General features: G+C 69.5%; 26 protein-coding genes and 1 other RNA gene. 9 read left to right on the plus strand and 18 right to left on the minus strand.

Features of this window, described 5'->3' with window-relative positions:
• Positions 1-1,251: an HK97 family phage prohead protease gene (locus ACFQVC_RS30160; protein ID WP_381836825.1), complete on the plus strand. Its 1,251-nt coding sequence runs from the start codon at positions 1-3 to the stop codon at positions 1,249-1,251.
• A gap of 642 nt (positions 1,252-1,893) precedes the next feature.
• Here the strand turns inward: ACFQVC_RS30160 and ACFQVC_RS30165 are convergent.
• From ACFQVC_RS30165 to rnpB, 6 genes are all read right to left on the minus strand, one after another.
• Positions 1,894-2,379 carry a hypothetical protein gene (locus ACFQVC_RS30165; RefSeq protein WP_381836493.1) on the minus strand — a complete coding sequence of 162 codons (486 nt, stop codon included), beginning with the start codon at positions 2,377-2,379 and terminating at the stop codon, positions 1,894-1,896.
• 95 nt (positions 2,380-2,474) lie between these two features.
• On the minus strand, positions 2,475-2,699 hold the full coding sequence (locus tag ACFQVC_RS30170) for a DUF397 domain-containing protein (protein ID WP_381836495.1): 225 nt from the start codon (positions 2,697-2,699) through the stop codon (positions 2,475-2,477).
• Positions 2,700-2,803: 104 nt separating this feature from the next.
• Positions 2,804-3,100: a hypothetical protein gene (locus ACFQVC_RS30175; protein WP_381836497.1), complete on the minus strand. Its 297-nt coding sequence runs from the start codon at positions 3,098-3,100 to the stop codon at positions 2,804-2,806.
• 38 nt (positions 3,101-3,138) lie between these two features.
• A complete protein-coding gene (locus tag ACFQVC_RS30180) occupies positions 3,139-3,996 on the minus strand; it encodes a helix-turn-helix domain-containing protein (RefSeq protein ID WP_381836827.1) in 858 nt (285 codons plus the stop codon).
• Positions 3,980-4,519: a DUF6879 family protein gene (locus ACFQVC_RS30185; protein WP_381836499.1), complete on the minus strand. Its 540-nt coding sequence runs from the start codon at positions 4,517-4,519 to the stop codon at positions 3,980-3,982. The genes ACFQVC_RS30180 and ACFQVC_RS30185 overlap by 17 nt, the downstream gene beginning before the upstream one ends.
• 542 nt (positions 4,520-5,061) lie before the next feature.
• Positions 5,062-5,472, minus strand: an RNA gene (rnpB, locus tag ACFQVC_RS30190) — RNase P RNA component class A.
• 96 nt (positions 5,473-5,568) lie between these two features.
• Between rnpB and ACFQVC_RS30195 the strand changes: the two genes are divergently transcribed.
• Positions 5,569-6,357: a MerR family transcriptional regulator gene (locus ACFQVC_RS30195; RefSeq protein ID WP_381836501.1), complete on the plus strand. Its 789-nt coding sequence runs from the start codon at positions 5,569-5,571 to the stop codon at positions 6,355-6,357.
• Positions 6,354-7,025, plus strand: a complete 672-nt coding sequence (locus ACFQVC_RS30200; protein ID WP_381836503.1) for a hypothetical protein — start codon at positions 6,354-6,356, stop codon at positions 7,023-7,025. The genes ACFQVC_RS30195 and ACFQVC_RS30200 overlap by 4 nt, the downstream gene beginning before the upstream one ends.
• On the opposite strand, the gene ACFQVC_RS30205 is transcribed toward ACFQVC_RS30200, so the two are convergent.
• Complete coding sequence (locus ACFQVC_RS30205; RefSeq protein ID WP_381836505.1) at positions 6,976-8,421, minus strand: RNB domain-containing ribonuclease; 1,446 nt, start codon at positions 8,419-8,421, stop codon at positions 6,976-6,978. The two genes, ACFQVC_RS30200 and ACFQVC_RS30205, sit on opposite strands and share 50 nt — an antisense overlap.
• Positions 8,422-8,530: 109 nt before the next feature.
• On the opposite strand from ACFQVC_RS30205, the gene yaaA reads away from it, so the two are divergent.
• Positions 8,531-9,331 carry a peroxide stress protein YaaA gene (gene yaaA / locus ACFQVC_RS30210; protein ID WP_381836507.1) on the plus strand — a complete coding sequence of 267 codons (801 nt, stop codon included), beginning with the start codon at positions 8,531-8,533 and terminating at the stop codon, positions 9,329-9,331.
• A gap of 72 nt (positions 9,332-9,403) precedes the next feature.
• Positions 9,404-10,042, plus strand: a complete 639-nt coding sequence (gene eda, locus ACFQVC_RS30215) for a bifunctional 4-hydroxy-2-oxoglutarate aldolase/2-dehydro-3-deoxy-phosphogluconate aldolase (protein ID WP_381836509.1) — start codon at positions 9,404-9,406, stop codon at positions 10,040-10,042.
• 29 nt (positions 10,043-10,071) lie between these two features.
• On the opposite strand, the gene ACFQVC_RS30220 is transcribed toward eda, so the two are convergent.
• The 4 genes from ACFQVC_RS30220 to ACFQVC_RS30235 all read right to left on the minus strand — a co-directional run bounded on the left by ACFQVC_RS30220 (position 10,072) and on the right by ACFQVC_RS30235 (position 14,055).
• A complete protein-coding gene (locus ACFQVC_RS30220) occupies positions 10,072-11,316 on the minus strand; it encodes a bifunctional RNase H/acid phosphatase (protein ID WP_381836829.1) in 1,245 nt (414 codons plus the stop codon).
• 5 nt (positions 11,317-11,321) lie between these two features.
• Positions 11,322-12,065 (minus strand): zinc ribbon domain-containing protein, encoded by a 744-nt coding sequence (locus tag ACFQVC_RS30225; protein WP_381836831.1) that lies wholly within the window; start codon positions 12,063-12,065, stop codon positions 11,322-11,324.
• On the minus strand, positions 12,062-12,910 hold the full coding sequence (locus ACFQVC_RS30230) for a Nif3-like dinuclear metal center hexameric protein (protein WP_381836511.1): 849 nt from the start codon (positions 12,908-12,910) through the stop codon (positions 12,062-12,064). The genes ACFQVC_RS30225 and ACFQVC_RS30230 overlap by 4 nt, the downstream gene beginning before the upstream one ends.
• 95 nt (positions 12,911-13,005) lie before the next feature.
• Positions 13,006-14,055 (minus strand): ABC transporter substrate-binding protein, encoded by a 1,050-nt coding sequence (locus ACFQVC_RS30235; RefSeq protein ID WP_381836513.1) that lies wholly within the window; start codon positions 14,053-14,055, stop codon positions 13,006-13,008.
• A gap of 248 nt (positions 14,056-14,303) precedes the next feature.
• On the opposite strand from ACFQVC_RS30235, the gene ACFQVC_RS30240 reads away from it, so the two are divergent.
• A complete protein-coding gene (locus ACFQVC_RS30240) occupies positions 14,304-15,809 on the plus strand; it encodes a hypothetical protein (RefSeq protein WP_381836515.1) in 1,506 nt (501 codons plus the stop codon).
• A 49-nt stretch (positions 15,810-15,858) separates the two neighbouring features.
• A complete protein-coding gene (locus ACFQVC_RS30245; RefSeq protein ID WP_381836517.1) occupies positions 15,859-16,026 on the plus strand; it encodes a hypothetical protein in 168 nt (55 codons plus the stop codon).
• 150 nt (positions 16,027-16,176) lie between these two features.
• Here ACFQVC_RS30245 and ACFQVC_RS30250 read toward each other — a convergent pair whose 3' ends face one another.
• From ACFQVC_RS30250 to ACFQVC_RS30260, 3 genes are read right to left on the minus strand one after another with little or no spacing between them, the layout of a single operon-like run.
• On the minus strand, positions 16,177-17,118 hold the full coding sequence (locus tag ACFQVC_RS30250; protein WP_381836519.1) for a 3-oxoacyl-ACP reductase: 942 nt from the start codon (positions 17,116-17,118) through the stop codon (positions 16,177-16,179).
• A 59-nt stretch (positions 17,119-17,177) separates the two neighbouring features.
• The gene (locus ACFQVC_RS30255; RefSeq protein ID WP_381836521.1) at positions 17,178-18,254 is read right to left on the minus strand and encodes a Zn-dependent alcohol dehydrogenase; all 1,077 of its coding nucleotides are present in this window, start codon (positions 18,252-18,254) and stop codon (positions 17,178-17,180) included.
• A 52-nt stretch (positions 18,255-18,306) separates the two neighbouring features.
• Positions 18,307-19,161 (minus strand): MaoC/PaaZ C-terminal domain-containing protein, encoded by an 855-nt coding sequence (locus ACFQVC_RS30260; protein ID WP_381836523.1) that lies wholly within the window; start codon positions 19,159-19,161, stop codon positions 18,307-18,309.
• Positions 19,162-19,597: 436 nt separating this feature from the next.
• On the opposite strand from ACFQVC_RS30260, the gene ACFQVC_RS30265 reads away from it, so the two are divergent.
• Both ACFQVC_RS30265 and ACFQVC_RS30270 read left to right on the plus strand, forming a co-directional pair.
• Positions 19,598-20,848: a sensor histidine kinase gene (locus tag ACFQVC_RS30265; protein WP_381836525.1), complete on the plus strand. Its 1,251-nt coding sequence runs from the start codon at positions 19,598-19,600 to the stop codon at positions 20,846-20,848.
• Between the two features lie 90 nt (positions 20,849-20,938).
• Complete coding sequence (locus ACFQVC_RS30270; protein WP_381836527.1) at positions 20,939-21,580, plus strand: response regulator; 642 nt, start codon at positions 20,939-20,941, stop codon at positions 21,578-21,580.
• 49 nt (positions 21,581-21,629) lie between these two features.
• On the opposite strand, the gene ACFQVC_RS30275 is transcribed toward ACFQVC_RS30270, so the two are convergent.
• The 4 genes from ACFQVC_RS30275 to ACFQVC_RS30290 form a co-directional block, all read right to left on the minus strand.
• On the minus strand, positions 21,630-22,415 hold the full coding sequence (locus tag ACFQVC_RS30275; RefSeq protein WP_381836529.1) for a hypothetical protein: 786 nt from the start codon (positions 22,413-22,415) through the stop codon (positions 21,630-21,632).
• The gene (locus ACFQVC_RS30280) at positions 22,415-22,951 is read right to left on the minus strand and encodes a SigE family RNA polymerase sigma factor (protein ID WP_381836530.1); all 537 of its coding nucleotides are present in this window, start codon (positions 22,949-22,951) and stop codon (positions 22,415-22,417) included. The genes ACFQVC_RS30275 and ACFQVC_RS30280 overlap by 1 nt, the downstream gene beginning before the upstream one ends.
• A gap of 48 nt (positions 22,952-22,999) precedes the next feature.
• On the minus strand, positions 23,000-24,436 hold the full coding sequence (locus tag ACFQVC_RS30285; RefSeq protein ID WP_381836532.1) for an MFS transporter: 1,437 nt from the start codon (positions 24,434-24,436) through the stop codon (positions 23,000-23,002).
• Positions 24,437-24,561: 125 nt separating this feature from the next.
• Positions 24,562-25,752: a lipid-transfer protein gene (locus ACFQVC_RS30290; RefSeq protein ID WP_381836534.1), complete on the minus strand. Its 1,191-nt coding sequence runs from the start codon at positions 25,750-25,752 to the stop codon at positions 24,562-24,564.
• Positions 25,753-25,780: the final 28 nt, after the last annotated feature.

The following is a 25,780-nucleotide window of genomic DNA, read 5'->3' on the forward strand; positions in this document are numbered from 1 at the left end:
ATGTCCGCCCTGGACGAGGGGCACGACGTTAGGGCCCTGTTTAACCATGACCCTTCCAAGGTGTTGGGCCGTACCGCCTCGGGGACCCTCCGCCTTGAGGAGGACGATATTGGATTGCGGTACACCGTGGATTTGCCGAATACGTCTTACGCGGATGATCTGTTGGCGTCGATTCGCCGTGGCGACATCAGTCATTCGAGCTTTGGTTTTAAGGCGACTGACGCGAAGATGCATCCGCCGCAGCGGCCGGGGGAACCGCATCGGCGGGAGTTGCGGGAGGTACGTCTTTTCGACGTGTCGCCGGTGACGTATCCGGCCTATGAGGAGTCGACTGTTTCGCTGCGAAGTCTGTTGCAGAACAACGGTCTTGAGGACCCGTCAGGTCCTGGCCGGCCCGGTAGGGCTGGGGAGGTTCGCAGCCTCCGTGAAGCCTTCGAAACCAGAGGCGCAAACAGCCTCACCCTTCCGGCCGCTACAGACCTCTTGAGCGAGCTACTTCACGCCGGGGGAAACGGTGCCCGGATCTTCGGCCGCGTAATTCCCGTTGTCCCCGCACAGCGTTCCGGCGGTGCCGGTCCTGTTGCCGGTCGAGTTGCATGGGCTGGTCCCGTGCCTGTGGAAATCGTCAAGGAAGGCGAGCCCTGGAATCCCGTGACCGTTCCGATTGGTGACCACAAGTTCGGCACCATCAAGACCGGTGCCTACGTCCAGTTCTCCAGTGAAGTCCTGGAGGACGCGGAACACTTATTGGATGCCATCGACCATGCGTTCTGGGCAGGTCTAGGGCTAAAGCTGGACTCTCTTGTCCTGTCGGGTGGAACTGACGGGGCTAAATCGATGGTTGGTCTGTTGGACCGTGGCACGAAGGTAGATGCCGTTCCCGATTTGAAGGCTCTGAGTGCTGCTGTTGCGGCAGTTGAAGAAGCTGACGGGACCGCAACTCACATCGTCACCACACCGGCCGTTAAGGCGGGCCTAGTGGCCTCCCTGACCGGAAATCAGCTAGAGCACCTGCCGCCCCTCGTATCGTCTCGCATGGTTCCTACCGGTACGGCCCTGGTCCTGGACTCGGAACGGTGCCGGGCAACGCTCGCAGAGGAAATCCAAGTTGTGGCTACAGAGCGGGCCCTCTCTGCCAATGCCGACATTATCGACGCGAAGATTCGCTGCCGTGTGGGTGGTGTTGCTGTGGCGGGTGCCACCGATACCGCACTGTCCAAGTTTGTTCAGATCATCAAGAAGGGGCCGTGAGTATGACGACCACGAAGAGCGCCCCTCGTAAGCGGGCCCCAAAGAGGCTGCGGCGAATGCCGTTGGAAGGATGGCGAAGCTACTGCACGGCAGAGCTACAGCTATCGGAAACCGCCCATGTCTCCCACCTCGCTATGGAAGTTGAGGCAGGCCGTATCGAGTACGACACGGTGACGGATGAGCTTGTGGAGCATCCGAAGGGGGACGGCAACCGTGTCCCGATTCCCGGGGACGGGTGCGGCACTCACTTCCAGTTTGAGCGCTGCCCCTCTCGGGTCTACTGCGAGCAGCCGGATTGTCTCGGGTGCGGTGTGCCGGTGACGCAGGAAATGTTCAACGTCTATCAGCGTCGGTCGCCCTATACCCCTGACCGGATCTCGTCGTATGTGCCGCAACTCGTGGGCTATTGCGGAGGGGGTGCAGTCGATTGATGGACTTTGCGCCTACCGTTCGAGGGAGCAGGAAGCGTGATCCGAACAGGTTGGGTCCGAAGTACAAGGCGAAGAGGAACAAGCGGTTCGTTGACCAAATCGCTCGTCGGCGGCAGCTCAAGAGAGAACACAGTTGGTCTCGTACTCATGCGAGGTTCCGATAGGAAAAGGCCCCCACCACTGGTGGGGGCCTACGTGTTTTCTGGGGTGGCTATAGGGGGCAAGGCAACTCCGGGGCCGCTCTGTTCCGGTCGCACGTCACCAGGGCGATAGACAGGTATGTAGGGCGTTCGAGGTAGAAGCCGTGGGACACGTCGCCACCCCAACCGAGTGTTTCGGCAGCGTTGTTGACCAGTACGGCCAGGCGGGTGCTGTCCCGGTCGGTCTCGGCCGCGAAGCGTGGCGCGTACTCCGCCAGCCGCTCGCCCAACCATTCGGCCGCTTCCTTCGGCTCCCCCCACGTACCCCGGATCAGGTTCCGGGGCTTCATGAGCCAGTGGGCCGTTTCCATCGGCGGGAGGTCGCCCGTGCGGAACTCGGCGACTGCCTCGCGGTAGCGCTGGTTCAGCTTGATCCCGTCCGTGTCCTTGTCGTCTACGGGTGGTGGTGGCGGGTTGGGGTGTGGGGGTCGCCTGTGGCCTTCCTTGTCGAACTCGGTCTTTGGGCCGGTCCAGAGGTAGCCGTGATGATGAGTCAACTCACCATGTCTTCCTGTGCAGTTGGATGCAGTGGAGTCCGGCCGGCCCGGGTCGAGTGGAGGGGGACCCAGACCGGCCGGAGACAGGGGGTAGATCAGGCGGACAGACCGAACCGCGACGGGTCGATACCGGCCGCGTCCAGCTCCGCCGTCGTGTACCGAAGCGGCTCAGCGTTCGGCCGCTTCGAGTCGCCCAGCGCCCACGCGTCCGAGCCGATCTTGGCGAGCGTCACGCACGACTCGCCGTCAGGGTGGGTGTTGCCGCCGCACGCCTTCGAGAAGGAGGCGCCGTCGATGTTGAGCGCGTACAGGTCGGTCATGGGATGTGCCTTCCTGATCGTCTGAAACGGCCCAGGGCAGGGCCGTCTACCGCCCCGGCAGGGCGGAAGTCATGAGAGGGAGCGAGAGGCCGTCAGAGAGCCGCTCAGGGCCTTTCAGAGGCCACCTTGGACACCAGGACCACGCCCGGCCCGGAAGCCGAGAGAGTCCGGCCCCGGAACAGTTCCTGAATCAGCGAGCGGTTCGAGCCCATGGCGTCCGCGAGTTGGTCGCGCAACAGGTCCACCTCAGACGGCAACAGCACCATTTCCGTGTCGGCAACATGATTGCCGTTCCGCGTAATCCACATCGGGACTCGTACGTTTCCGTCGTCGTCCCGGTATGCCGTGCGGCTCGGAATCGGGTCGAGTCGCCATCCCTTGGGTTCCTGGTTGCTCGCCATGAATCCATCATCGGAGCCCAACAGAACCGATGGAAGCGCTAGTTACGTTGACGCATAAACCCTTCGGCCGTCTCTGTGAGAAAGGCCGTAGCGGCATCACCGGTCAGGGCATGCGTCCAGAAGAGATCGAACAGGTTGAGGTGTTGAGTGATATCCCGAGGGTCGCGCAGTACGACTTCCCCGGAGAACAGTTCGACCGTCACTAGCCGGTCGTCGTAGACGACAAAGATGTTCATGGGGATACCTGGGACTTCCGCCGTTTGCGGAATGATCCCTAGCTGAACGTTCGGCTTCCCATTCACCTTCGCCATATGCGCGCACTGCGCGGCCATCACTTCCGGGGCCGCACGTCGCCACCTAACGGCCTGTTCCGTCATCAGGAAGGAGAACGACCGAGAGGTGTCGTCCAGCACCTTCTGACGCTCCATACGGGCGTTCACAGCCCGCGCCACGTCCCGCGCCGGATCGCCCTCCACCGTGGGCGTCAGCGTGGCTATCGCGTAGTCCTTGACATGCAACAACCCTGTAGGGATGGCCGGTAGAAAGTGCCGCATCACCCGCGAGGAAGACTCAAGTGCCTTCAACTCCGCTTGCTTGTGATAGAGCCCTACTCGGGCATAGGCCCGCCAAGAGGCGTAATCGACGTTCGCCCGCCTAGCCAGCCTCAGTATTTCGTCGGCCACTTCCCCAGGAACATCCAACGCCTTCAGGATGCGTTCAACATCAATCACGGTCGGAAGAGCCCGACCGGTCTCAATGCGACTGATCTTTGTCTGACTCATGTTGCAGCGAAGCGCGAGGCGTTCACCGCTCAAACCAGAAGCGCGGCGGAGGCTCTTAAGAGCCCCCGCCAAATCCCTACGCTCCTGTGCCTGTGTCTCAGGTTCGATAGGCACCGAATGGCACTGCGCTTTCAAGTGCTAGGTCCCGCCATGCAACGTACTTGCCGATGTCGGGATTTTGGATCAGTTCACGATTGATCTGCGTCCCATCGGGACGGTAGTTCAAGTGCACGACCGTCGATTCGTCGAACATCCAAAAGTCTTGCTCCGGAAGTCCAAGGTTCGGCCGGTCGGTCACGTCAACTATCTGGTAGTTCTCACCGGCCGCAACGTTTCCGGGAATGCACCACTCAAACAGATAGCGGCTGTAGTCCGTGAGCGGCCGTCGCACGATCTTCGCTCGGGTCATCCTGCGTCCGGCTGTGGCGTGATCCCGAATCAGGTCATGCCATGAGGCATTGAATCCGTCGGGCATGGATTCCCCGGCGAGGAATGCGCGCACGGTCTCAGCCTCGGCGGGCATGGTGTACGTCTGGTGGACTTCCAGCCGGAATGCCGACCGCTTGAAGTTCCGGAAGTACGCCTGCCATTCGTCGCCGTCGAGGAGGACGGGGGCGTTAGAGCCATCCACGGGCACGTGCAGCCTCCTTCAAGACCTCTTCGGGGATCATCACTACGGACTCCCCTTCGGGCGTCTGGTGGGCTACGTCGTAGCCCTGTATCGCCAACATCGTCGGGTCTGGCATTTCGTACACGGTCGGGCAGTCGCCATTCCCGCATTTGTCGTCGTCATCGCTCCGGCACGGTCCGCCCGCGATCATGCGCAGTTCGTCCACTGAAAGCCCCCTCCGGCCTCGTGTGGTCAGCAACCTACGGAGCGTCTTACCCCTGCCTCAAGGGCGGCGCCCCTCTAGTCACGTACTCGCATAGACCCGTGGTGGTGAGTCAGCCGGACATGGCCTCTGAGCAGGGTCTAGGGGGCCTCGATCAGAGGGTGGGTGCATGACCAGGTGACGCCCCTCCGGGGGCCGTCTCACCGCCACACAATCGCCACAGGGTGCCCAGAATCAGCCCGGATCGGTCACCATCGGTCACCACATGACTACGGCTTCCCAAGGCGCGAAAAGGGCCCCTGACCTGGTGTTTCTCCTGGTCAGGAGCCCTTCCCTTTACGACGACGGAGCGAGCCCGCCTATACGCCGGGTTCTGTCTCCCGGGCGCCTTGCGGCGGCCGGGGAGGCGGCCATCCATCTAGGGCCCGCATTGCTGCGGGCCTCGTGCGGTCTACCCGCGGACTCGGGCGGGCAGCCCTCGAACATCCGCGCAGGGCCGCCGGTCCTTTCGGAAAGCGGCCCCTCTTGACCTTGCTCCGGGTGGGGTTTACCTAGCCGCCTGAGTCACCTCAGGCGCTGGTGGTCTCTTACACCACCGTTTCACCCTTACCGGGACCGGAGTCCCGGCGGTTTGTTTTCTGTGGCACTGTCCCGCGGGTCACCCCGGGTGGGCGTTACCCACCACCCTGCCGTGTGGAGCCCGGACGTTCCTCGGCGCGGATCCTGGGATCCGCGTCGCGGCCGCCCGGCCGGCTCGTCCGCCGTGCGGTCCATGCTACCTGCAGCGACCGGCCCCGCTCGCCGCGCACGTCACGCTTGACCTTGCCGCAGCGTCAGGGTTTCTACTGAGGCCATGCGGATCGGAGAGATCGCCGCACTCGCCGGGGTGACCTCGCGGGCAGTGCGGCACTACCACCACCTGGGGCTGCTGCCCGAACCCGAGCGGCGCTCCAACGGCTATCGCGAGTACGGCCTGCGGCACGCCGTCGAGCTCGCCCGGATCAAACGGCTGACCGAGCTGGGGCTCGGCCTCGCGGAGGTACGGGATGTGCTCGCCGACGACGCCGGGCGTGAACTCGCCGAAGTCCTGGAGGAGTTGGACGGGGATCTGGCGCGGCAGGAAGCCGCGATCCGGGAGCGGCGCGAGCGGCTGCGGGAGCTGCTGCGCCAGGCGCGCTCCGGCGAGCTGCCGCCCGAAGGGCCCGTCTCACCCGAGCTCGCCGAGCTCTTCGCGGCCTTCTCCGGCTTCACCCCGAGCGACTCCCCCATGGCCGCCAAGGACCGGGAGCACCTGGTGCTGTTCGACTCCCTGCACGACCCGGCCGGGGGCGCGGGGCCCTTCGAGGCGTTGCGGCCGCTCGCCGACGACCCCGGGTTCGTGCGGCGCGTAGAGGGTCTGTACCGGCGGCTCGACGACCTTGCCGACGCGCCCGCGGACGATCCGCGGGTCGCGGATCTCGGTGCGGCGCTCGCGGCCGTGATGCCGGACGGGATGCTGCGGCACTTCGCCGACGGCGATGCCGAGCAGAGCATGCGGGGCAGCCTCGGGGAGGCGTTTCTCGCCGACTTCACCCCCGCCCAGGCCGCAGCCGTACAGCGCATGATCGCGATCTTGACCGAGCGAGCGCAGGGGACCGGATGAAGACCGCCGCCATAACCGCCACCAGAAACGCCACCAGATCCGCCGGCCGGCTCCTCGTCCGGCTCACCGTGCTCGAACTGCGCGGATTCCACAGCCTGTTGCTGTGGCTGGGGCGGCGCCGGCACGGGCTCGCCCCGGGCGCGCACCCCGTCGCGTACACCTCGCCGCAGACCGCGATGCTGTTCGGGCTGCTGTTCGTGGCGGTCCTGGAGACGGTCGCTCTCGCGGTGCTGATCCCGTGGCCGCTCGTGCACTCGGTCGTGCTCTTCCTGGACGTCTACACGGTGCTGCAGGTGCTCGCGCTGCACGCCGCCTGTGTGACCCGGCCCCACGTGGTGGGCGCGGACGGCTCCCTGCTGATCCGCTACGGGCATCTCCTCGACCTGCGGATACCGGCCGACGCCATCAAGCACGCGCGCGTGGAGCAGCGTTTCCCGACGGGGAAGCGGATACAGCGGCACGAGGACGGGTCGCTCGACCTGCTGGTCGGTTCACAGACGAGCGTGAGCGTGGAGCTGACGGCGCCGGTCTCGTTCGTACGTCCGCTGGGGCGGCGGGAGTCGGCGTCCACGGCGGTACGATTCCACGCCGACGACCCGCGGACCCTCGTGGCCGCGCTCATGCGGGGGCGAACTGCACCTTCGCCGCCCCCGGGTCGGCCTGCGTGAGGCGGACCCGGAGCCGCTCGCCCAGCGGCAGCTTCCCCGTACCGCCCTCGATCCGGGCGACCACCGCCGGGTCCTCCAAGTGCACGGTGCCGACGGCCGGTTCGCGGTCCTTCACATCGATCACGATCGCGTCGAAGATCTCCCCGATCCGGTCCTTCAGAAGGGCCGCCTCGATGATGTCGACGCACTCGCGCTCCACCGTGTTGGCCTTGCGGGTGCCGTCGGCCATCTCCTTGGGCAGCTCGGGCAGGGCCGCGACGACCCACTCCGGCGGCTCTTCGCCCGCCACCGCCGCCAGGCAGATCTCACCGGCGTAGCGGTCGACGAGGCGGCGCAGCGGTGCCGTGCAGTGGGTGTACTCGTCGGCGACGGCGGCGTGGATCCGCGGGTCGGGCAGCTCGCCGCCGGTGAACACCGTGTAGCCCGCGCCGCGCAGCAGTGTCGTGCACTCCTGCAGGAACGCCGCGTGGTGCGGCTTGCGCGGGTCGAGGGAGCGGACCAGGTCGGCGTATGCGACGTGGTGGGGCCAGTCCACGTGCAGGGCCTTCGCGGCCCGGTGCAGCCGGCCGACCGCGCCGTCCGGGGCGGAGGGCAGGGTGCGCAGCACGCCGGTGCCGTACGTGACCATCAGGTCGGCGGCCGCCGTGCCGGTGAGCAGGGAGATCTGGGCGTTCCAGCCGTCGGCCGGGAGCGGGGCGCGGTATTCGAGCGCGTACGTGCCGTGCCGCTCGACGATCTCCTGCTCGGGGACGTTCAGGGAGATCCCGCCGCGCTCCACCTCCAGGCGCTCGCGCAGCAGGCCGATGTCCTTGAGCAGCGCGAGGGGCTCTTCCGCGGTGCCGTCGTCGATGGCCTTCTGCACACCGTCGTAGTCGAGCTTGGCGCGGCTGCGGACCAGGGCGCGCCGTACGTCGACGGAGCTCTGGCGGCCCTCCGCGTCCAGGTCGATCGTCCAGAGCAGGGCGGGCGCGTCCTGGTCGGGCAACAGGCTCGCGGCGCCCTCGGAGAGCAGCGTGGGGTGCAGCGGAACCTTGTCGTCCGGAAAGTAGAGCGTCGTCACGCGCGCGTGCGCCTCTTTGTCGAGGGCGCCGCCGGGCGTGACGAACGCGGCGACATCGGCGATGGCGTACTGGACGCGGAAGCCGCCGCCCTCCCTGCGGGACAGATACATCGCCTGGTCCAGGTCCGTGGACGTGGGCGGGTCGATGGTGAAGAAGGGGATGTCCGTCGCGTCGTGCTCCGGGAGGCGGGGATTCCGGGCGGCCTGTTCCGCCTCGGCGAGCACCTCGGGCGGGAAGTCCTGCGGGACTTCGAGGTTCACACGCAGTTCGCGCAGGGCGGCGCGCAGGGGAGTCGCCTCCGCTGCGGTCGGGACGTACATATGGCGGCGCGGCATGTTTGTGAGGGTATTTCGGATCGGCCGTCGGCGGTGGCCCGGCCTTCGGCCGTTACCCTGCAGCGGGGGCCGCACCCCCACACGTACCGCCGTAAAAGGAGAACCCGTCGTGCTCGTGCTGTTGCCGCCGTCCGAGGGAAAGGCCGCCTCCGGCCGGGGGGCGCCGCTGAAGGTCGAGGGGCTCTCGCTGCCCGGTCTCACCGAGGCGCGCCAGGCCGTGCTCGACGAGCTGGTGGAACTGTGCGCCGGGGACGAGGGCAAGGCGCGTGAGGTGCTCGGCCTGAGCGAGGGGCTGCGCGGCGAGGTCGCCAAGAACACCGAGCTGCGCACGGCGGGCGCGCGGCCCGCCGGGGAGATCTACACCGGTGTGCTGTACGACGCTCTCGGTCTCGCCACGCTTGAGCCCGCCGCGAAGAAGCGGGCCGCGAAGTCGCTGCTCGTGTTCTCCGGCCTCTGGGGCGCCGTGCGCGTCACCGACCGCATCCCCTCCTACCGCTGCTCGATGGGCGTGAAGCTGCCGGGGCTCGGCGCCCTGAACGCGTACTGGCGCGCGCCCATGGCGGAGGTCATGCCGCAGGCCGCCGGTGACGGGCTCGTGCTCGACCTGCGCTCGTCCGCGTACGCGAGCGCCTGGAAGCCGAAGGGCGAGGTGGTGGGCCGCACCGCGACGGTGCGGGTGCTGCAGTCCCAGATGGTGAACGGCGTGGAGAAGCGGTCCGTGGTCAGTCACTTCAACAAGGCGACCAAGGGGCGGATCGTGCGGGATCTGCTGCAGACGGGCGCCGCACCGGCGGACCCGGATGAACTCGTGGGCGTGCTGCGGGATCTCGGGTACGCGGTGGAGGCGGAGGCGCCCGCGAAGGCCGGGAAGGCCTGGCAGCTGGATGTGATCGTGACGGAGATCCACTGACGGCCTCCCCGGCCGTTGCAGCATGCGCAATGGTCTTTGCGCATGCTGCAGATGGCGGGGCAGGATGGGGCCATGACTTCGCGCTCCGTGCTTGATCTCGCCCCCGTCGTACCCGTCGTCGTCGTGGAGGACGCCGCCGACGCGGTGCCGCTCGCGCGGGCGCTCGTGGCGGGCGGTCTGCCCGCGATCGAGGTGACGCTACGGACGCCCGCCGCCCTCGACGCCATCCGCGCCATCGCCGCCGAGGTGCCGGACGCCGTGGTCGGCGCGGGCACCGTGATCTCCGCGCAGAACGTAAGGGACGCCGTCGACGCCGGCTCCCGCTTCCTGGTCAGCCCGGGGTGGACGGACGCACTGCTCGACGCGATGCGGGCCTCCGGTGTGCCGTTCCTGCCGGGGGTTTCCACCACGTCCGAGGTGGTGGCGCTGCTCGAACGCGGCGTGACCGAGATGAAGTTCTTCCCCGCCGAGGCCGCCGGCGGCACCGCCTATCTGAAGTCGCTCGGCGGTCCGCTCCCCCAGGCCCGGTTCTGCCCGACCGGCGGCATCACCCCGGCCTCCGCGCCCTCGTACCTCGCGCTGAAGAACGTCGGCTGCGTGGGCGGGAGTTGGATGCTGCCCGCCGATGCCGTCGCCGCCAAGGACTGGGCCCGGGTCGAGTCCCTGGCCCGCACGGCGGCCGGCCTGAAGGACACCTCGGCGCAGGTGTGAGGTGACGTCAGCGCAGGTGTGAGGTGACGTCAGCGCAGGTGTGAGGTGTCGTTGAGCAGCCGCAGCGACGCGTTGCCGTCGGCGTAGTACGCGATCGCCGAGACCGACGCGGCCGAGAGTTCCATCCGGAACAGGGACTCGGGCGGGGCGCCGAGGGCCAGACGGACCAGCGTCTTGACCGGGGTGACATGCGTGACGAGGAGCACCGTGCGGCCCGCGTAGCGCGCGAGCAGCTTGTCGCGGGCCGCCGAGACCCGCTCGGTGACCTGCTCGAAGGACTCCCCGCCCGGCGGCGCCGCCTGTTCGGAGCCGAGCCACGCGGTCAGTTCGTCCGGGTACCGCTCCCTGGCCTCGGCGAAGGTCAGACCCTCCCAGGCCCCGAAGTCCGTTTCGCGCAGGCCCTCTTCGATGTGTACGTCGAGGCCGACGCGGGCGGCGACGGTCTCCGCCGTCTCGCGGCAGCGGCGCAGCGGGGAGCTCACGATGTCCTGGACGGTGCCGCGGGCGGCCAGGGCCGCGGCCACCGCCTCCGCCTGGCGGCGGCCCGCCGCCGACAGCTCGGGGTCGGAGCCGCCGCTCCCGGAGAACCGCTTCTCGGGGGTCAGCGCGGTCTCGCCGTGGCGCAGCAGCACGAAGGTGGCGGGGGTGCCGAGATCGGCGGGGGCGGCCACGGCGGTGGCCGGGAGCTGGGGGGCGTCCTCGGTCTTCGGCTCCGATTCCGGCTCCGGCTCCGGCTCGGAGGTGCCCAGGGAACGGCCGAGCCCCGTACCGGCGGCCGCGTCGCCCCCCGTGAGACTGCGGGCCGCGCGGGCGTCCTGGGCGTCGAGCTGTGCCGTGGACAGGGACGGCGACCACTGTTCGCCGCGCTTGCCCGCGTCCATCGCCTCGTTGGCGAGCCGGTCCGCGTGCTTGTTCTCCGCGCGCGGGATCCACTCGTACGTCACCCGGGACACGGGAAACGCCGAACGGGCCCGAGCGGCAAGGGGTTTCATGTCCGGGTGCTTGATCTGCCAGCGGCCCGACATCTGCTCGACGACGAGCTTGGAGTCCATACGGACGGCCACCGAGGCGTCCGGGTCCAGTTGCCGCGCGGCCGTCAGACCGGCCACCAGGCCCTTGTACTCGGCGACGTTGTTGGTCGCCACGCCGATGTACTCGGCCGCCTCGGCCAGGACCTCGCCGCTCTCCGCGTCGATCACCACCGCGCCGTAGCCCGCGGGCCCCGGGTTGCCCCGGGAGCCGCCGTCGGCCTCGACGATGAACTGCCGGCCCACGCTCATTACAGGCCGGACTCCGAGGTGCGCACCAGGATGCGGCGGCAGTTCTCGCAGCGCAGGACCGTGTCGGGGGCCGCGGCCTTGACCTCGTTCACCTCGGTGATGTTGAGCTCCAGGCGGCAGCCCTCGCAGCGGCGCTGGTAGAGACGGGCCGCGCCGACACCGCCCTGCTGCTCGCGCAGCTTGTCGTAGAGCTTCAGGAGGTCGGCGGGGACCGAACCGGCCACGACCTCGCGCTCCTTGGTGACCGTGGCGGCCTCGCCGTCGATCTCCTCGAAGGCCGCGCCCCGGCGGGCCGTGGCGTCATCGATCTTGGACTGCACCGAGGAGACACGTTCCGTCAGCTCGGCGACGCGCTCCTGCGCGGACTCGCGGCGCTCCATCACCTCGAGGACGACGTCCTCCAGGTCACCCTGGCGCTTGGCGAGCGAGGCGATCTCGCGCTGCAGGTTCTCCAGGTCCTTGGGCGAGGTGATCGCGCCGGAGTCCAGGCGCTGCTGGTCGCGGGTGGCGCGCTGGCGCACCTGGTCCACGTCCTGCTCGGCCTTGGTCTGCTCGCGGGCGCAGTCGCTCTCCTCGGTCTGCGCGGCCACGAGCAGGTCGCGCAGCTGCGTGAGGTCCTTGGTCAGCGACTCGATCTCGGCGTGCTCCGGCAGGGCCTTGCGCTTGTGCGCCAGCTGCTGCAGGCGTACGTCGAGTGCCTGGACGTCGAGGAGTCGGATCTGGTCGGCGGGCGCGGCGTTCAGTTGGGGGCTCCTGCTGTCGTAGTTGAGGCCGCGTGGGCGGTCCAGGGGTCGGTGACCGTCTTCGAGACATGGACCCGCAGGTCCCATCCGTGACGGTCGGAAATCTCATCGAGCTGGGCTGCCGCCAGCTCACACCACGGCCACTCGGTGGCCCAGTGCGCGGCGTCGACGAGGCCGAGCGGTGAGCCCTGGGTCGCCTCGGAGACGGGGTGGTGGCGCAGATCGGCGGTCAGGAAGGCGTCGGCCCCGGTGGCGCGTACCGCGTCGAAGAGGCTGTCGCCCGAGCCGCCGCTCACCGCGACCGTGCGCACCAGGGCGTCCGGGTTCCCGGCGACGCGGATGCCCTGCGCGGTGGCGGGCAGCCGCTTGGCGGCGTGTTCGGCGAAGTCCCGCAGCGTCAGCGGGTGGTCGAGCTCGCAGACCCGGCCGAGGCCACGGCGGCCCGACGGGTCCGAGTCGTCCGGTACGAGGGGGCGTACGACCCGCAGGTCGAGCGCGCCCGCGAGGGCGTCGGAGACTCCGGGGTCCGCGGTGTCGGCGTTGGTGTGCGCGACGTGCAGCGCGATGTCGTTCTTGATCAGGTCGTGCACGACCCGGCCCTTGAAGTGACCGGCCGCGACCGTGGTCGTACCGCGCAGGTAGAGCGGGTGGTGGGTGACGAGGAGGTCGGCGCCGAGCCGCACCGCCTCGTCGACGATCTCCTGCACCGGGTCGACGGCGAACAGTACGCGGCTGACCTCGGCGTCCGGATAACCGGCGACCGTGCCGACCGCGTCCCACTGCTCGGCCCGCTCGGGGGGCCACAGGGCGTCGAGCTCGGCGATGACATCAGACAGACGGGGCACGGGGAAAGGCTACCTTCCCCCGCGCCCCGGTCACCTTGCCGCTACCGGCCGTTACCCGGCGATCACTTGGCGGGCGATCCCCCGGCCGCCGCGGATCACTTGGCCAGACGGCCGCGCAGATCGTCCAGGACCCGGTCCGCCGCCGTCACACCGAGGCCCAGGTACCAGGTCTCGTCCGGGACGTTCTCGGCCTGGCCCTTCTTGACGGCGCCGAGCTTCTTCCACAGGGGGTTGCCCTCGGCGGTCGCGCGCTCCGTCTTCTTCGGGTCGCCGTAGACGCCGGTGAAGATCCAGTCGGCGTCGGCCTCGTCGATCTTCTCCGGGCTGATCTCCGTGGCGAGATCCTCGATCTGCTGGTTCTTGGGCCGCTGGACGCCGACGTCCTCAAGGATGGTGCCGATGAAGGAGGCCTTCGCGTACAGCCGGATCATGCCGGGCATGTAGCGCAGCATCGTGACGGTGGGCCTCTTCTCGCCGAGGTCGTCGCCGAGCCGCTGCGCCTTCTTCTCGTACGCGGCCAGGTGCTCCTTCGCCGTGGCCTGCTCGTCGAGCGCGGCGGCGTTGAGGAGGTAGTTCTCCTTCCACGTGAAGCCGGGGCGGATGGAGAACACGGTCGGCGCGATCTTGGCGAGCTGCGGGTACATCTTCGCGGCGCGCAGCTCGCTGCCGAGGATCAGATCGGGCTTGAGGGCCGCGATCGCCTCCAGGTTGAGAGCGTTGATCGTGCCGACGTCCTTCGGGCTGCCCGCGTCCTTCTTGAGGTAGCCGGGTATGCCGTCGTCGCCCTCGGTGGGCGCGTAGCCGACGGGCTTGACGCCGAGCGAGACGACGTTGTCGAGCTCGCCGACGTCCAGGACGACGACCCGCTTGGGCTTGGCCTTGATCTCGGTCTTGCCCAGGGCGTGCTCGACGGTGCGCGGGAACTCGCCGGGCTTGGCGCTCGTGCCCATCTTCGCCGTGTCCGCGGCGGCCTTGGCGAAGTCCTCGCCGCCCTGGGCCACCGACTTGCTGCCGCTGCCGTTGCCGGACTTGCCCGAGCCCGAGCCCGAGCCAGAACCGGCGTCACCGCTCGAGCAGGCCGACATCGAGAGGGCGGCGGCGACGGCGAGAGCGACGGCTGCGGTACTGCGGCGTCGTAGGGACATCAGTGCTCCAGGGTGGCTGTGCGCAGGTGCGGTGGCCGAGTGGCCGCACTCAGATGCGGTGACCGAGGGGCCATCTCAGGTTAGGTGGCCCTTACCTTAAGGCACGTCCCGGTCAGCACGTTCAGCACAGCCACCACGCCTTCCTCAGGCGAATCGGGGCATGGCCACCCTTATGTGTGAAGTGAGCGGCCGCCCGTGCCACGGCAGCGCGTGCGAAAACTAGCTTCGTCGCCGGAGGTGACCGATCGATGACGGCCTGTGCCACTGAGACCGCTACCGAGACGGGGACGGGGACCGCGCCCCGGGACGACGAGAACGACGAGACAGAGAGCGCGCGTCAGGACGAGGCCCGCGAGACCGGCGAGGCCCACGAAGCCCACGAAGCCCACGAGGTCAGCGGGGCCCGTGACGCCCGCGAGGCCCGTGATGCCCGTGACTCTCACGAAGCCCATGAGGGAGCCGGTGAGCGTGAGGCGCTCCGTGAGGTCGAGGCCGAGGCCCGGGTGACCGATGCCGCTCCGGGTGCTGCGCCGCTGCGGCCCAGGTTCACGATCAGCGCGGACGGCTCCTACGCCGCGCGGCTCGCGCCGCACGGTGACAGCGGTGACGTCTGGTTCCCGGAGCGCTGGACCCTGGACGGCCCCGAGCCCTACGCGGTACCGCTGCCCGTGGACCAGCCCGAAGAGCCCGACGCGGACGTGCTGCCGATGGCCGACGGGCGCGTGCTCATCCACCGGGCCGCCGCCGGACGGCAGTTGTTCTCGCTGCTCTACCCGACCGGCCCCGGCACCGGTGAACTGCCGCTCGGCGCCGTGGAATGCGAGTCCCTCAGCCTGCTGCCGCCGTCGCCGGACGGCTCCTGCGCGTACGCCGTCGCCGTGGGCCGCCACTCCAGTTCCGTATGGCTGGTGGCGGGCGGGGCCTTCGGTCCCGAACATGTCGCGGAAGTGCCGGGGCGCTGTTCCGGCGGGGTGTGGCTGGACCGCGCGGGCCGGCTGCTCGCCCTCGACCAGGAGTGGGACGGGCGTACGAAGACCGTCGCCGTCGACCTGGAGCGCGGCGGTGAGGTCTCACCGCTCCTGCAGATCGGCGAGGACAGCGACGACCGGCTGCTGCTCGCCGACCCGGGCAGCGGACTGATCCTGGTCCGCTCCGACGCGCCGGGCCACGACCGGCTCGGCTGGGGTGTGCTCGGCTCCACACTGCCGGTGCGCTTTCCCGAGTGTCTGCGCCTCCCGGACTGCGCGGTGACGCCGTTCGCCATACAGCCGGGGCAGGTCCTGATGCCGGAGCACTGCGCGGTGGCGCTGCGCATCGACGGCGCCGCGGGCACCTGGCTCGGCCTGTGGCGGCCCATGGAACGACAGATCCAGCACCTCGCCGCGCCCGAGGGCTGGCTGGCCGGGGCGGGCCTGTGGACACCCGACGGGATCCTTCAACTCCCTTACTCCACCGCCTCGGTGCCGTGCGGCGTGGCCCGGGTGCAGGCGCCCGCGCCGGTGGTCCGCGAGGCTCCCGCGGAACCCGCGGTGGCGGCGGCGCCACGGCCTGTTCCGCTGCAGCAGGCGCCGCTCACGGGGAGGGTCGCAGGGCTGGTCGCCGGACGGGGTGCAGGGCCGGTCGCCGGACGGGGCGCAGGGCCGGTCGCCGGACGGGGCGCAGGGCCGGTCGCCGGACGAGGCGCAGGGCCGGTCGCCGGACGGGGTGCAGGGCCGGTCGCGGGCGGCTCGGAAGGCACCCGAGGAGGCGGTTAGACTCGCCCGGCTGTCCTTTGACGATCTTCTTACGGGGTGACGTTTTCCCATGACTCAGAACAGCAACGTGCCGACCGAGCCGGACACGCCCCAGGCGGCGCCCGAGCAGGCGGGCCACGGCAAGCACCGCGGTCCCGTCGCCGTTCAGGAGGACGCAGCGGCGCCGCGTGGCCGGCACCGCAAGCCGTCCCAGGAGACGCGGTCGGAAGCGGCGTAGCCGCTGGTGCGTGAGCGAGGGCCCGTGCCGCCTGTCAGCAGGCGGCACGGGCCCTCGTCGGCAGGTGAACCCTGCGCAGCCCTTCTCAGCCCTACTCAGTTCTCCTCAGCCCTACTCAGTCCTACTCAGTTCTCCTCAGTCCTTCTCAGGTCAGCCCTTCTTCAGACCCAGGACCTCTGCCGCCGCGAAGGTCTCGTTCGCCGGCCGGTCCTCGTAGTACGGGGAGATCAGCTCGTCCAGCTCCTCGTACGAGAAGACCTCCTTGGCCGTGTCGAACTTGGCCGCCACCTTGGGGCGCTCCACGACCGCCACCATTCCGCCGTGCACCACGAGCAGCTGGCCGTTGACCTTCGCCGCGGCCGGGCCCGCCAGATAGCCGACGAGCGGGGCGACATGCTCGGGCGCCAGCGGGTCGAGCTCATCGCCCGACGGCTCGCCGAATCCGGCGAAGACGTCCTCGGTCATACGGGTGCGGGCGCGCGGGCAGATCGCGTTCGCCGTCACGCCGTACTTGCCGAGGGCGAGCGCCGATGACGTGGTCAGACCCACGATGCCGCCCTTCGCGGCCGCGTAGTTGGGCTGGCCCGCGGAGCCCGCGAGGAACGCCTCGGACGAGGTGTTGATCACCCGGCCGTAGACCGGGCCGCCCGCTTCCTTGGAGCGTGCCCGCCAGTGCACGGACGCGAAGTGGGTGGTGTTGAAGTGGCCCTTGAGATGGACCCGTATCACCGAGTCCCACTCGTCCTCGCTCATGGAGAAGATCATCCGGTCCCGCAGAATGCCCGCGTTGTTGACCAGGATGTCGAGCTTTCCATAGCGGTCGACCGCCAACTGCACCAGTTCGCGGGCCTGTTCATGGTCCGCCACATCGCCCAGGTGCGCGACCGCCTGGCCGCCGGCGGCCCGGATCTCGGCGGCGACCTCCTCGGCGGGCGTGGCCGATGCCGCGCCCGAGCCGTCCCGGCCCGGCTGCCCGAAGTCGTTGACGACGACGCTCGCGCCGAGCCGGGCGAGTTCGAGTGCCTCGGCCCGGCCGAGGCCACGGCCCGCGCCGGTGACGATCGCGGACAGGCCCGCAAGTGGCTGTGACATCAAAGTCCTTTCCTTTGAGCCCGGTTGGGCCGGATGCGTATCCCGGCTCGGATGCCGGATCAGATCTCGATGCAGGTGCGCAGCGCCACGCCCGTCCGCATCTGGTCCAGGGCTTCGTTGATCTCGCCCAGCGGCACCCGGTGCGTGATGAGGCCTTCGAGGTCGATCCGGCCCGCGCGCCACAGGGCGATGGAACGCTCGTACGACGTGAGGACATCGCCGCCGCCGTACATGGACGGCAGGATCCTCTTCTCGTCGAAGAACAGCTCGAACATATTGATCTGCAGGAAGTCGTCCAGGGCGCCCGCGCCGACCACGCACAGGGTGCCGCCGCGGCGGGTCGTCTCGTACGCCGTGCGCGCGGTGGCCGACTTGCCGACGACCTCGAAGACATAGTCGAAGCCCTCGCCCGCGGTGAGGCGCTGCTTGGCGTCATCGAGTGCGTCGGGGGCGACGGCTTCCGTGGCGCCGAACTTCAGGGCCGCCTCACGGCGCGAGGCCACCGGGTCGACGGCCACGATCTGTGCCGCGCCCTTGAGCCGCGCACCCTGGATCGCGGAGATACCGACACCGCCGCAGCCGATCACCGCGACCGAGGAACCGGCCCGCACATCGGCGGTGTTGACGGCCGCGCCGAGTCCGGTCGTCACCCCGCAGCCGATGAGCGCGGCGATGTCGAAGGGCACGTCGTCCGGGATCGGCACGGCGCACTTGGCGTCCACGACGACCTCTTCGGCGAAGGTGCCGGTGCCCGCGAAGCCGAAGACATCGCCGGTGGGGCGCTTGAAGTTGGGGACGCCCGCGTTCATGAACCCGGCCAGGCACAGCTGGGTCTGGCCGCGCTTGCAGGCGGGGCACTCGCCGCACGCGGGCAGCCAGCACACCAGGACGCGGTCGCCGGCCTTGACGTTCGTCACGCCGTCGCCGACGTCGACGACTTCGCCCGCGCCCTCGTGGCCCGGGATGAACGGGCCGGGCTGCGGCAGCACACCGCTCATCGCGGAGAGGTCCGAGTGGCACAGGCCGGTGGCCCGTACCCGGATCTTGACCTTGCCGGGCCCGAAGCCCACCGTCTCGATGTCGTCGAGGACTTCGAGCTTCTCCTGGCCTATCTCGTGCAGCACGGCTGCGCGCATGGTGCGGCTCCTCTCGTACGTACAGGCCGTTGTGCTTGTCGCTTGGCTACCGTCAGTTGTGCTCGACCACGGTGTCCGCGAGTACCGGCGCGTCGTCCCGCTCCACGGCGCTGACCGCCACCTGGACCCGGCCCTCCGTGCGCCACATGCGAAGGCGCAGCGTCTCGCCGGGGAAGACGACGCCCGCGAACCGTGTCGTGTACGAGCGCACCCGTGACACATCCCCGTCGAGAACCGTGTCGACGACCGCCTTCAGGGTCATGCCGTAGGTGCACAGGCCGTGCAGGATCGGCTTGTCGAAACCGGCGAGCTTGGCGAACTCGGGGTCGGCGTGCAGCGGGTTCCAGTCGCCGGAGAGGCGATAGAGGAGCGCCTGGTCCTCGCGGATGGTCCGCTCCTCGACCTTGTCGGGTGCGCGGTCCGGCAGTTCGGTCCTGGCCGACGGGCCGCGCTCGCCGCCGAAGCCGCCCTCGCCGCGCACGAAGATCTGGGTGTCACAGGTCCACAACGGACCCTCTTCGTCGGTCACTTCGGACCGCATCACGATCACCGCGGCCTTGCCCTTGTCGTACACGGCCGGGATCGTCGAGCTCTGCACCGCCTTGCCCTTCACGGGGATCGGCCGGTGCAGGGTCACCGTCTGGCCGCCGTGCAGGACATGCGCGAGGTTGACGTCGATACCGGGCGCCGAGAGGCCTCCGGCCACGGCCATTCCGCCGCCCGCGACGGTCGCGAAGCTCGGCAGCACATGCAGCTTGGACTCCAGGGTGTAGCGCAGCTCGCCGGGGTCGGTGGCGGGTATGCCGGCGCCGAGACCGAGGTGGTAGAGCTGGATGTCCTTGTGGTCCCAGGAGATGTCGGTGCTGCGGGGCTCGGCGGCTACGGCCTTGGCGGCATCAATGGGCATAGGGACGCGGCTCCTTGTGGGTACAGGCTGCATGCACAGGTCTGCATGCACAGGGAAGACCTCGGTGCGGCCGTCCGCACCGTCGGCCGCACCGAGGTCGTCTGGGACCGGCCGAACCGCCCGTTCTAGAACGCGTTCTAGCCGGTGGTCACCATGTATAACGCAGCCCTTCTGTGTTGTGAAGACTCCCGGGTCAAGACTCCTGACGCAATGTCAGATCTGGTGCCGGGTGGCCTTCCCGCCCGCACGGGCCTCCACCTCCCGGCCATGACATTTGTCCTGTTCAACTCCCGACACTCGACTCTGCCGAGACGGCGGCCGCTCTTCGTACGGTCGGCCCATGACGACCGGCCCTGACGGCGGGGCCCGGCCACCGCCGTCTCGTACTGTCGGGCGGCGAGCACCCTGTGACCACGGCTCACCCGGAGGGCATCCCATGGCGGCGATCGACGAACGGCGGAAGTGCGCGGAGGAGGCCCGCCCCGGCCCCCGCACCGCTTACGCCTTTCTGCCCTGGCTGCTGCTCGGTATGGGCGCCTTCTCCAATATCGTCAAGGGCGAGACGCCCAACCCGTGGATCGGCGGCATCGGCCTCCTCACCTTCAACTCCCTCTACATCTCGGTGGTGTTCCGGGCCTTCGACCCGAGCCGCAGACACCGGCCCGCCACCTACGCGGCGCTCGGCGGCATGGCCGTCGTCACCTATGGACTCGGAGCCATCTACGGCGGGTCCTGGCTCGCCCTCTTTCCTCTCCTCTCCCTCGCCTGCGGTACGGTCCTGCGCGGCCGTCGCCTCGCCTGGACCCTCTTCACCATCGCCGGGTCGGCCGCCGCGATCTCGGTGTGGCGCGACCTCGCGGTGTGGACCGCGGTCACCAACGCATACGGCGCGCTGCTCTCCGGCATGGTCACCGCTGCCCTGATCACCCTCTCCGAGAAGATCCTTGAACTCCGCGAGACGCGGCAGGAGTTGGCGCGTACCGCCGTGGAAAAGGAACGCCTTCGCTTCTCCCGCGATCTGCACGACCTCCTCGGCCACACCCTGTCCGTGATCGTCGTGAAGTCGGAGGCCGCCCGCCGGCTCGCCTCGCGCGACCTGGGCGCCGCCCTCGCCCAGGTCCATGACATCGAGTCCGTGGGACGCCAGGCCCTGAACGAGATCCGCGAGGCGGTCACCGGCTACCGCGACGGCAGCCTCGCCACCGAACTCGACCGGGCACGCGACGCGTTGACCGCCGCCGGGATCGAGCCGGTGGTACGGCAGTCGGGACCGCCGCTCGCCCCGGAGACCGCGGCCCTGCTCGGCTGGGTCGTCCGTGAATCCGTCACCAATGTGGTCCGCCACTCCGGCGCCGCCCACTGCGAACTGGACGTCACCGGAACCCCCGACCTGGTCCGCCTCCGCGTCACCGACGACGGCCCGGGCACCGGGGCCCTTGCCCGAGCCGGTACGCGCACCGATACGTGGGGCGGCACAGGGCCCGGCCCCCGGGCAGCCCCCCAGGCCGGGAGCGGCCTCGGCCTCCAGGGTCTCGCCGAACGGCTCGCGGCAGCCGGGGGCACCCTCTCCTTCGGTCCCCGGGACCCGCTCGGCTTCCAGGTGACCGCGCAGATCCCCGTGGGCCCCGGGGGCTCGGGCGGCGGGACGGGGGACTCCGGTTCGCTACGCCCAGCCGGTTCGGAGTGATCGCCGCCCCGCCCGGCCGGGGCCGCCGCGGCGCCAAACTCCTCCCCTCTCCGTAAGCCAAACTCCTCCCCTCTCCGTAATCTGACCCCTATGGACGAGATGCCCCAGGACCACCGCCCCACGAAGTGCGTGCGGGTGCTGCTTGCCGAGGATCAGGGCATGATGCGCGGCGCCCTGGCCCTGCTGCTCGGTATGGAACGGGACATCGAGGTGGTCGCCCAGGTCGGCGCGGGCGACCAGGTGGTGGACGCGGCCCTCTCCGCCCACCCCGATGTGGCGCTGCTCGACATCGAACTGCCGGGCCGCAGCGGCCTGGACGCCGCGGAAGAGCTGCGCACGGAGTGCCCCGACTGCAAGGTCCTCATCCTCACCACCTTCGGCCGCCCCGGCTATCTGCGTCGGGCCATGGACGCGGGCGCCGCCGGTTTCCTCGTCAAGGACGGGCCCGTGGAGGAACTCGCCGAGGCGATCCGGCAGGTCCTGCGCGGTGAGACGGTCGTCGACCCGGCACTCGCGGCCGCCGCCCTGAGCGCCGGCCCGAACCCGCTGACCGACCGCGAGTGCGATGTCCTGAAGGCTTCCGTCGACGGTGCGACGGTCGCCGATATCGCGGGGAAGCTGCATCTGTCGGAGTCGACCGTGCGCAACTATCTGTCCTCGGCGATCGGCAAGACGGGCACCCGCAACCGCATGGAAGCCGTGCGGGAGGCCCGCGGGCAGGGGTGGCTCTGAGGCCCGCCCGGACCACCCGGACCACCGGGGCCACCCGGACCGCCGCGCCTCACTGGCCCGCGACCGTCCTCGACTTCCCGTCCTGTCCGTACACCCTTATGCCCAGGGGCTTCTCCGAGGAGGCCGGGGAGTCGTCCCGGTCCTGCAGGAACCAGCGCTTTCCGGTTCCGGGCACCTTGAACAGCTCGGGCTCCGACGTGCTGTCCTCGTACTCGAACGCGACGCTCTTGACGCCCGGGCCGACCTGCCCGACGGTCAGCCGTGACCCCTTGAGCGTGAACTCGCTGGACTCATACCCCATGGGGTCCGGGTTCTTGTCCACGAGACCGAAGCTCACCAGCTCGCGCCTGCCCGTGGCCGGGTCGACGACGACGACCGAGGACCAGGCCCTTTCCAGGAGGGGCGCCTTGTCGTTCTTGCGCTCGTCCCACACGCCGTAATCGACCATGCGGTCCTTCTGGCGGGCCGCCTCCGTCCGGCTCAGGGGAGCGCCCCAGACCTCCACGGAGACATACGCCTTGATGGAGCCCCCCTTGTCGAAGAGCTCGGCGAGCTGGACGCGCGCCGGGCTGTAGACATTCCGCTCGTCCGGGCTCAGGCGCTTGTCCGCGACATGTGTCTGGTCGCGTCCGTCCACCACGGCGATGGCGATCGACCCCGTGGAACCCGCGAGCACCAGGGCCGTGGCCGCGCCGGCCAGCCAGCGGCGGGCCTTGCGGCGCTTTCCGCCGCGCATCACCGCCTGGCAGGGTGCGGCGCCCGGCTCGATCCCGTCGGCCGCGTCCGCAAGCAGCAGCGCCACGTCCGCGTGCGACATCTCCCGCTCTGCGCCCATCACTTCCGCCCTCCGCTCGTCACTGTGGCAGCGAGGCCGGGGATCGCCCGGAGTTTCGCGATGCCCTTCGCCGCATTGCTCTTGACCGACCCGACGGAGCAGCCCATGGTCTCGGCCGTCTGGGTCTCCGTGAGGTCCTCCCAGTACCGCAGGACGACTGCTTCCCGCTGTCTTGCCGGGAGTTGGGCCAGGGCCCGCATCAGCACGGAGCGGTCCTCCGCCTGCGCCATGCGGTCACCGCGCTCGGCGACTTCGGGCACCGGCGAGGCGTCCCGGACCGACAGGATCTCCTTGAGCTTCCTGCGGTGGCGCCGCGCATGGGTGTTGACCATGATGCGGCGGACATACGCGTCCGGATCGCCGGCGGCGCTCACCTTGCGCCAGGACACATAGGCACGCTCCAACGAGGACTGCACCAAGTCCTCGGCGGCGTGCCGATCTCCCGTGAGCAGGAAGGCCGTACGCATCAGCCGCGGCCAGCGGCTGTTCACAAAGCCCTGGAACTCATCGTCCAGAGCCTGCTTTCGCTCCCCCATGAATACCTCCTTGCTTCATAGAGTCCATGGGGGACCGAAACCGTTGCCTCAGTTCTTCTCAGCCGGCTCCGAAGCCGCTCGCGGCATCCACAGCAGCATCACCACGACCCCCGCGAGCAGGATGAACCCACTCGTGCGGAACGCCGCCGCGTACCCCTCGGTCAGCGCCTCCGGGCTGTCGGAGCCCGCCATCCGCGAGGCCGCGACCGTGGAGAGGACCGAGAGGCCGAGGGAGCCGCCCATCGTGCGGGAGGTGTTGATCAGGCCGGAGACGAGGCCCGCGTCACCGGGTGCCGCGCCCGAAGTGGCAAGCGAGGCAAGGGGAGTTCCCGCGAGGCCCGCGCCCAGCATCATCAGCATGCCGGGAAGCATGATGGAGGTGACGTACGCGCCGTCGACGGTCATCGTGGACTGCCAGCCGAATCCTGCGGCGGATACGACGATGCCGAGCATCGAGACGTTCTTCGCGCCGATCATCGGCATCAGGCGCGGCGCCAGCTTGGAGCCGATGACCACGGTGAGCGAGGACGGTACGAGGGCGAGCCCGGCCTTCAGGGGTGAGTAGCCGAGGACGTTCTGGGCGTAGAGCGTCATGAAGAACCACATGGCGAACATGGCGCCGCCGCAGATGAACATGGACAGGTTGGCCGCCGACACCGACCGCACCCTGAACAGCTTCAGCGGCATCAGCGGCACCTTGGTCCGCCACTCCACCAGGAGGAAGACCACGAGCAGCGCGAGTCCCGCGGCCAGCGGCGCGAGGGTCGCGGGCGCCGTCCACCCCTCGGCCTCGGTCTGCACGATGCCGTACGCGAGGGTCGCGAGGCCCGCCGTGACGAGCACCGCACCCGGCAGGTCGAGGCGTCGTGCCTGACCGGCACGGCTCTCGCTGAGCCAGAAGGCGCCCGCGACGAGCACGAGGGCGCCGATCGGCACGTTGATCAGGAGAACCCAGCGCCAGGACAGCAGATCGGTGAGGACCCCGCCGACCAGGCCGCCGGCCGCGCCGCCGCCCGCACCCACCGCGGACCAGGTGCCGATGGCCCGCACCCGGGCGGCTCCCTCGGGCACGGCCGAGGTGAGGATGGTGAGCGTGGACGGCGCGAGCACGGCGGCGCCGAGGCCCTGCAGCGCGCGGGCGACCAGGAGCTGCCAGTCGGCCTGTGCGAGTCCGCCCGCGAGCGACGCGGCGGTGAAGAGTCCGAGCCCGACCAGGAACATCCGCTTCCGCCCGAAGAGGTCGCCGGCCCGTCCGCCGAGCAGCATGAACCCGGCGAAGGCGATCGAGTAGGCGTTGACCACCCACTGCAGGCCGAGCGCGCTCATGCCCAGGTCGGCTCGCATGGACGGCAGCGCGGTGTTGACCACGGACACGTCGAGGACGACCAGGAACTGGCCCGCGCAGGCCGCGAGCATGACCGCCCAGAGCGGGGCGGGCTTCCGGGAGGGCGGGGCTATGTAAGTGGTGGACGGGGTTTGGACCATGACGGCCATGCTCTCAGGACGGGGCCCGCGGATGCATCGGGGTATCGGAGTACGGAGCCTCGGTCGCGAGGACTAGGCCGGTCCGCAGCATCGCCACGACCGCTTACGCGGCATCGTCCCGACCGCTACTTACGCAGCATCGTCACGACCGCCGCGCCACCGAGTCCGATGTTGTGCGCAAGGCCCACTTCCGCCCCCGGCACCTGCCGCTTCCCCGCCGTGCCGCGCAGCTGCCAGGTGAGTTCGGCGGCCTGCGCGAGTCCGGTCGCGCCCAGCGGATGTCCCTTGGAGATCAGACCGCCCGAGGGGTTCACGACCCACCGGCCCCCATAGGTCGTCGCACCGGATTCGACGAGCTTGCCGGACTCGCCGTCGTCGCACATGCCGAGCGCTTCGTAGGTGAGCAGTTCGTTGATGGAGAAGCAGTCGTGCATCTCGATCACGTCGACGTCCTCGATGCCGATGCCCGAGGCGTCGTACACCTGGGCCGCCGCCGCGCGGGACATGGGTTTGCCGACGACATCGATACACGAACCGGAGTCGAAGGACGCGGCGGTGTCCGTCGTCATGGCCTGCGCGACGATCTCCACGGCCTGCTCTTCGAGCCCGTGCCGCTCCACGAACCGCTCGGAGGCCACGACCGCCGCCGCCGATCCGTCGGACGTGGGCGAGCACTGCAGCTTGGTGAGCGGCCGGTGGATGGTCTTGGCGGCGAGGATCTCCTCGACCGTGTAGACGTCCTGGAACTGGGCGTACGGATTGTTCGCCGAGTGCCGGTGGTTCTTGGCGCCCACGGCCGCGAGCTGCGCCTCTGTGGTGCCGTACAGCTCCATGTGCTCGCGCGCCGCGTCACCGAAGATCTGGGCGGTGGGCGGGGTCATCTCGAAGCCGTGCTTGGCGGCCATGATGCCGTAGTGGCGGGCCACCGGGGACGTCTTGAAGTCCGACCCGGCGTCCGCACCGCCGCCGAGCGCGCCGCGCGCCATCTTCTCGAAACCGAGCGCCAGTACGCAGTCGTTGAGGCCGCCCGCGACGAACTGGCGCGCCATCATCAGGGCCGTGGACGCGGTCGCGCAGTTGTTGTTGACGTTGTAGACCGGCACACCGCTGAGCCCCAGTTCGTACGCGGCCCGCTGCCCCGCCGTGGAGGCCTGGAAGCAGTACCCGACGGGCACCTGCTCCACCTTCTCGTACGGGATTCCGGCGTCCTCGAGGGCCTTGGTGCCGGCCTCCTTGGCCATGTCCCAGTACTGCCAGTCGCGGGTCTCCGGCTTCTCGAACTTGGTCATGCCGACACCGACGATGTACGTCTTCACAGCGAACCCTCCGTGAGGCCTCGGGAAC

The organism is Streptomyces monticola (assembly GCF_042665355.1).
GTDB lineage: Bacteria > Actinomycetota > Actinomycetes > Streptomycetales > Streptomycetaceae > Streptomyces > Streptomyces monticola.

Coding starts and splice junctions, on each gene's coding strand:
- ACFQVC_RS30255 (WP_381836521.1), bottom strand. CDS start 18,254: ATGCGCGCAGCCGTGCTGCACGAGATAGGCCAGGAGAAGCTCGAAGTC.
- ACFQVC_RS30270 (WP_381836527.1), top strand. CDS start 20,939: ATGGACGAGATGCCCCAGGACCACCGCCCCACGAAGTGCGTGCGGGTG.
- ACFQVC_RS30160 (WP_381836825.1), top strand. CDS start 1: ATGTCCGCCCTGGACGAGGGGCACGACGTTAGGGCCCTGTTTAACCAT.
- ACFQVC_RS30170 (WP_381836495.1), bottom strand. CDS start 2,699: ATGACCGACCTGTACGCGCTCAACATCGACGGCGCCTCCTTCTCGAAG.
- eda (WP_381836509.1), top strand. CDS start 9,404: ATGACTTCGCGCTCCGTGCTTGATCTCGCCCCCGTCGTACCCGTCGTC.
- ACFQVC_RS30280 (WP_381836530.1), bottom strand. CDS start 22,951: ATGGGGGAGCGAAAGCAGGCTCTGGACGATGAGTTCCAGGGCTTTGTG.
- ACFQVC_RS30240 (WP_381836515.1), top strand. CDS start 14,304: ATGACGGCCTGTGCCACTGAGACCGCTACCGAGACGGGGACGGGGACC.
- ACFQVC_RS30250 (WP_381836519.1), bottom strand. CDS start 17,118: ATGTCACAGCCACTTGCGGGCCTGTCCGCGATCGTCACCGGCGCGGGC.
- ACFQVC_RS30285 (WP_381836532.1), bottom strand. CDS start 24,436: ATGGTCCAAACCCCGTCCACCACTTACATAGCCCCGCCCTCCCGGAAG.
- ACFQVC_RS30245 (WP_381836517.1), top strand. CDS start 15,859: ATGACTCAGAACAGCAACGTGCCGACCGAGCCGGACACGCCCCAGGCG.
- ACFQVC_RS30235 (WP_381836513.1), bottom strand. CDS start 14,055: ATGTCCCTACGACGCCGCAGTACCGCAGCCGTCGCTCTCGCCGTCGCC.
- ACFQVC_RS30265 (WP_381836525.1), top strand. CDS start 19,598: ATGGCGGCGATCGACGAACGGCGGAAGTGCGCGGAGGAGGCCCGCCCC.
- ACFQVC_RS30260 (WP_381836523.1), bottom strand. CDS start 19,161: ATGCCCATTGATGCCGCCAAGGCCGTAGCCGCCGAGCCCCGCAGCACC.
- ACFQVC_RS30195 (WP_381836501.1), top strand. CDS start 5,569: ATGCGGATCGGAGAGATCGCCGCACTCGCCGGGGTGACCTCGCGGGCA.
- ACFQVC_RS30205 (WP_381836505.1), bottom strand. CDS start 8,421: ATGCCGCGCCGCCATATGTACGTCCCGACCGCAGCGGAGGCGACTCCC.
- ACFQVC_RS30175 (WP_381836497.1), bottom strand. CDS start 3,100: ATGGCGAGCAACCAGGAACCCAAGGGATGGCGACTCGACCCGATTCCG.
- ACFQVC_RS30275 (WP_381836529.1), bottom strand. CDS start 22,415: ATGGGCGCAGAGCGGGAGATGTCGCACGCGGACGTGGCGCTGCTGCTT.
- ACFQVC_RS30200 (WP_381836503.1), top strand. CDS start 6,354: ATGAAGACCGCCGCCATAACCGCCACCAGAAACGCCACCAGATCCGCC.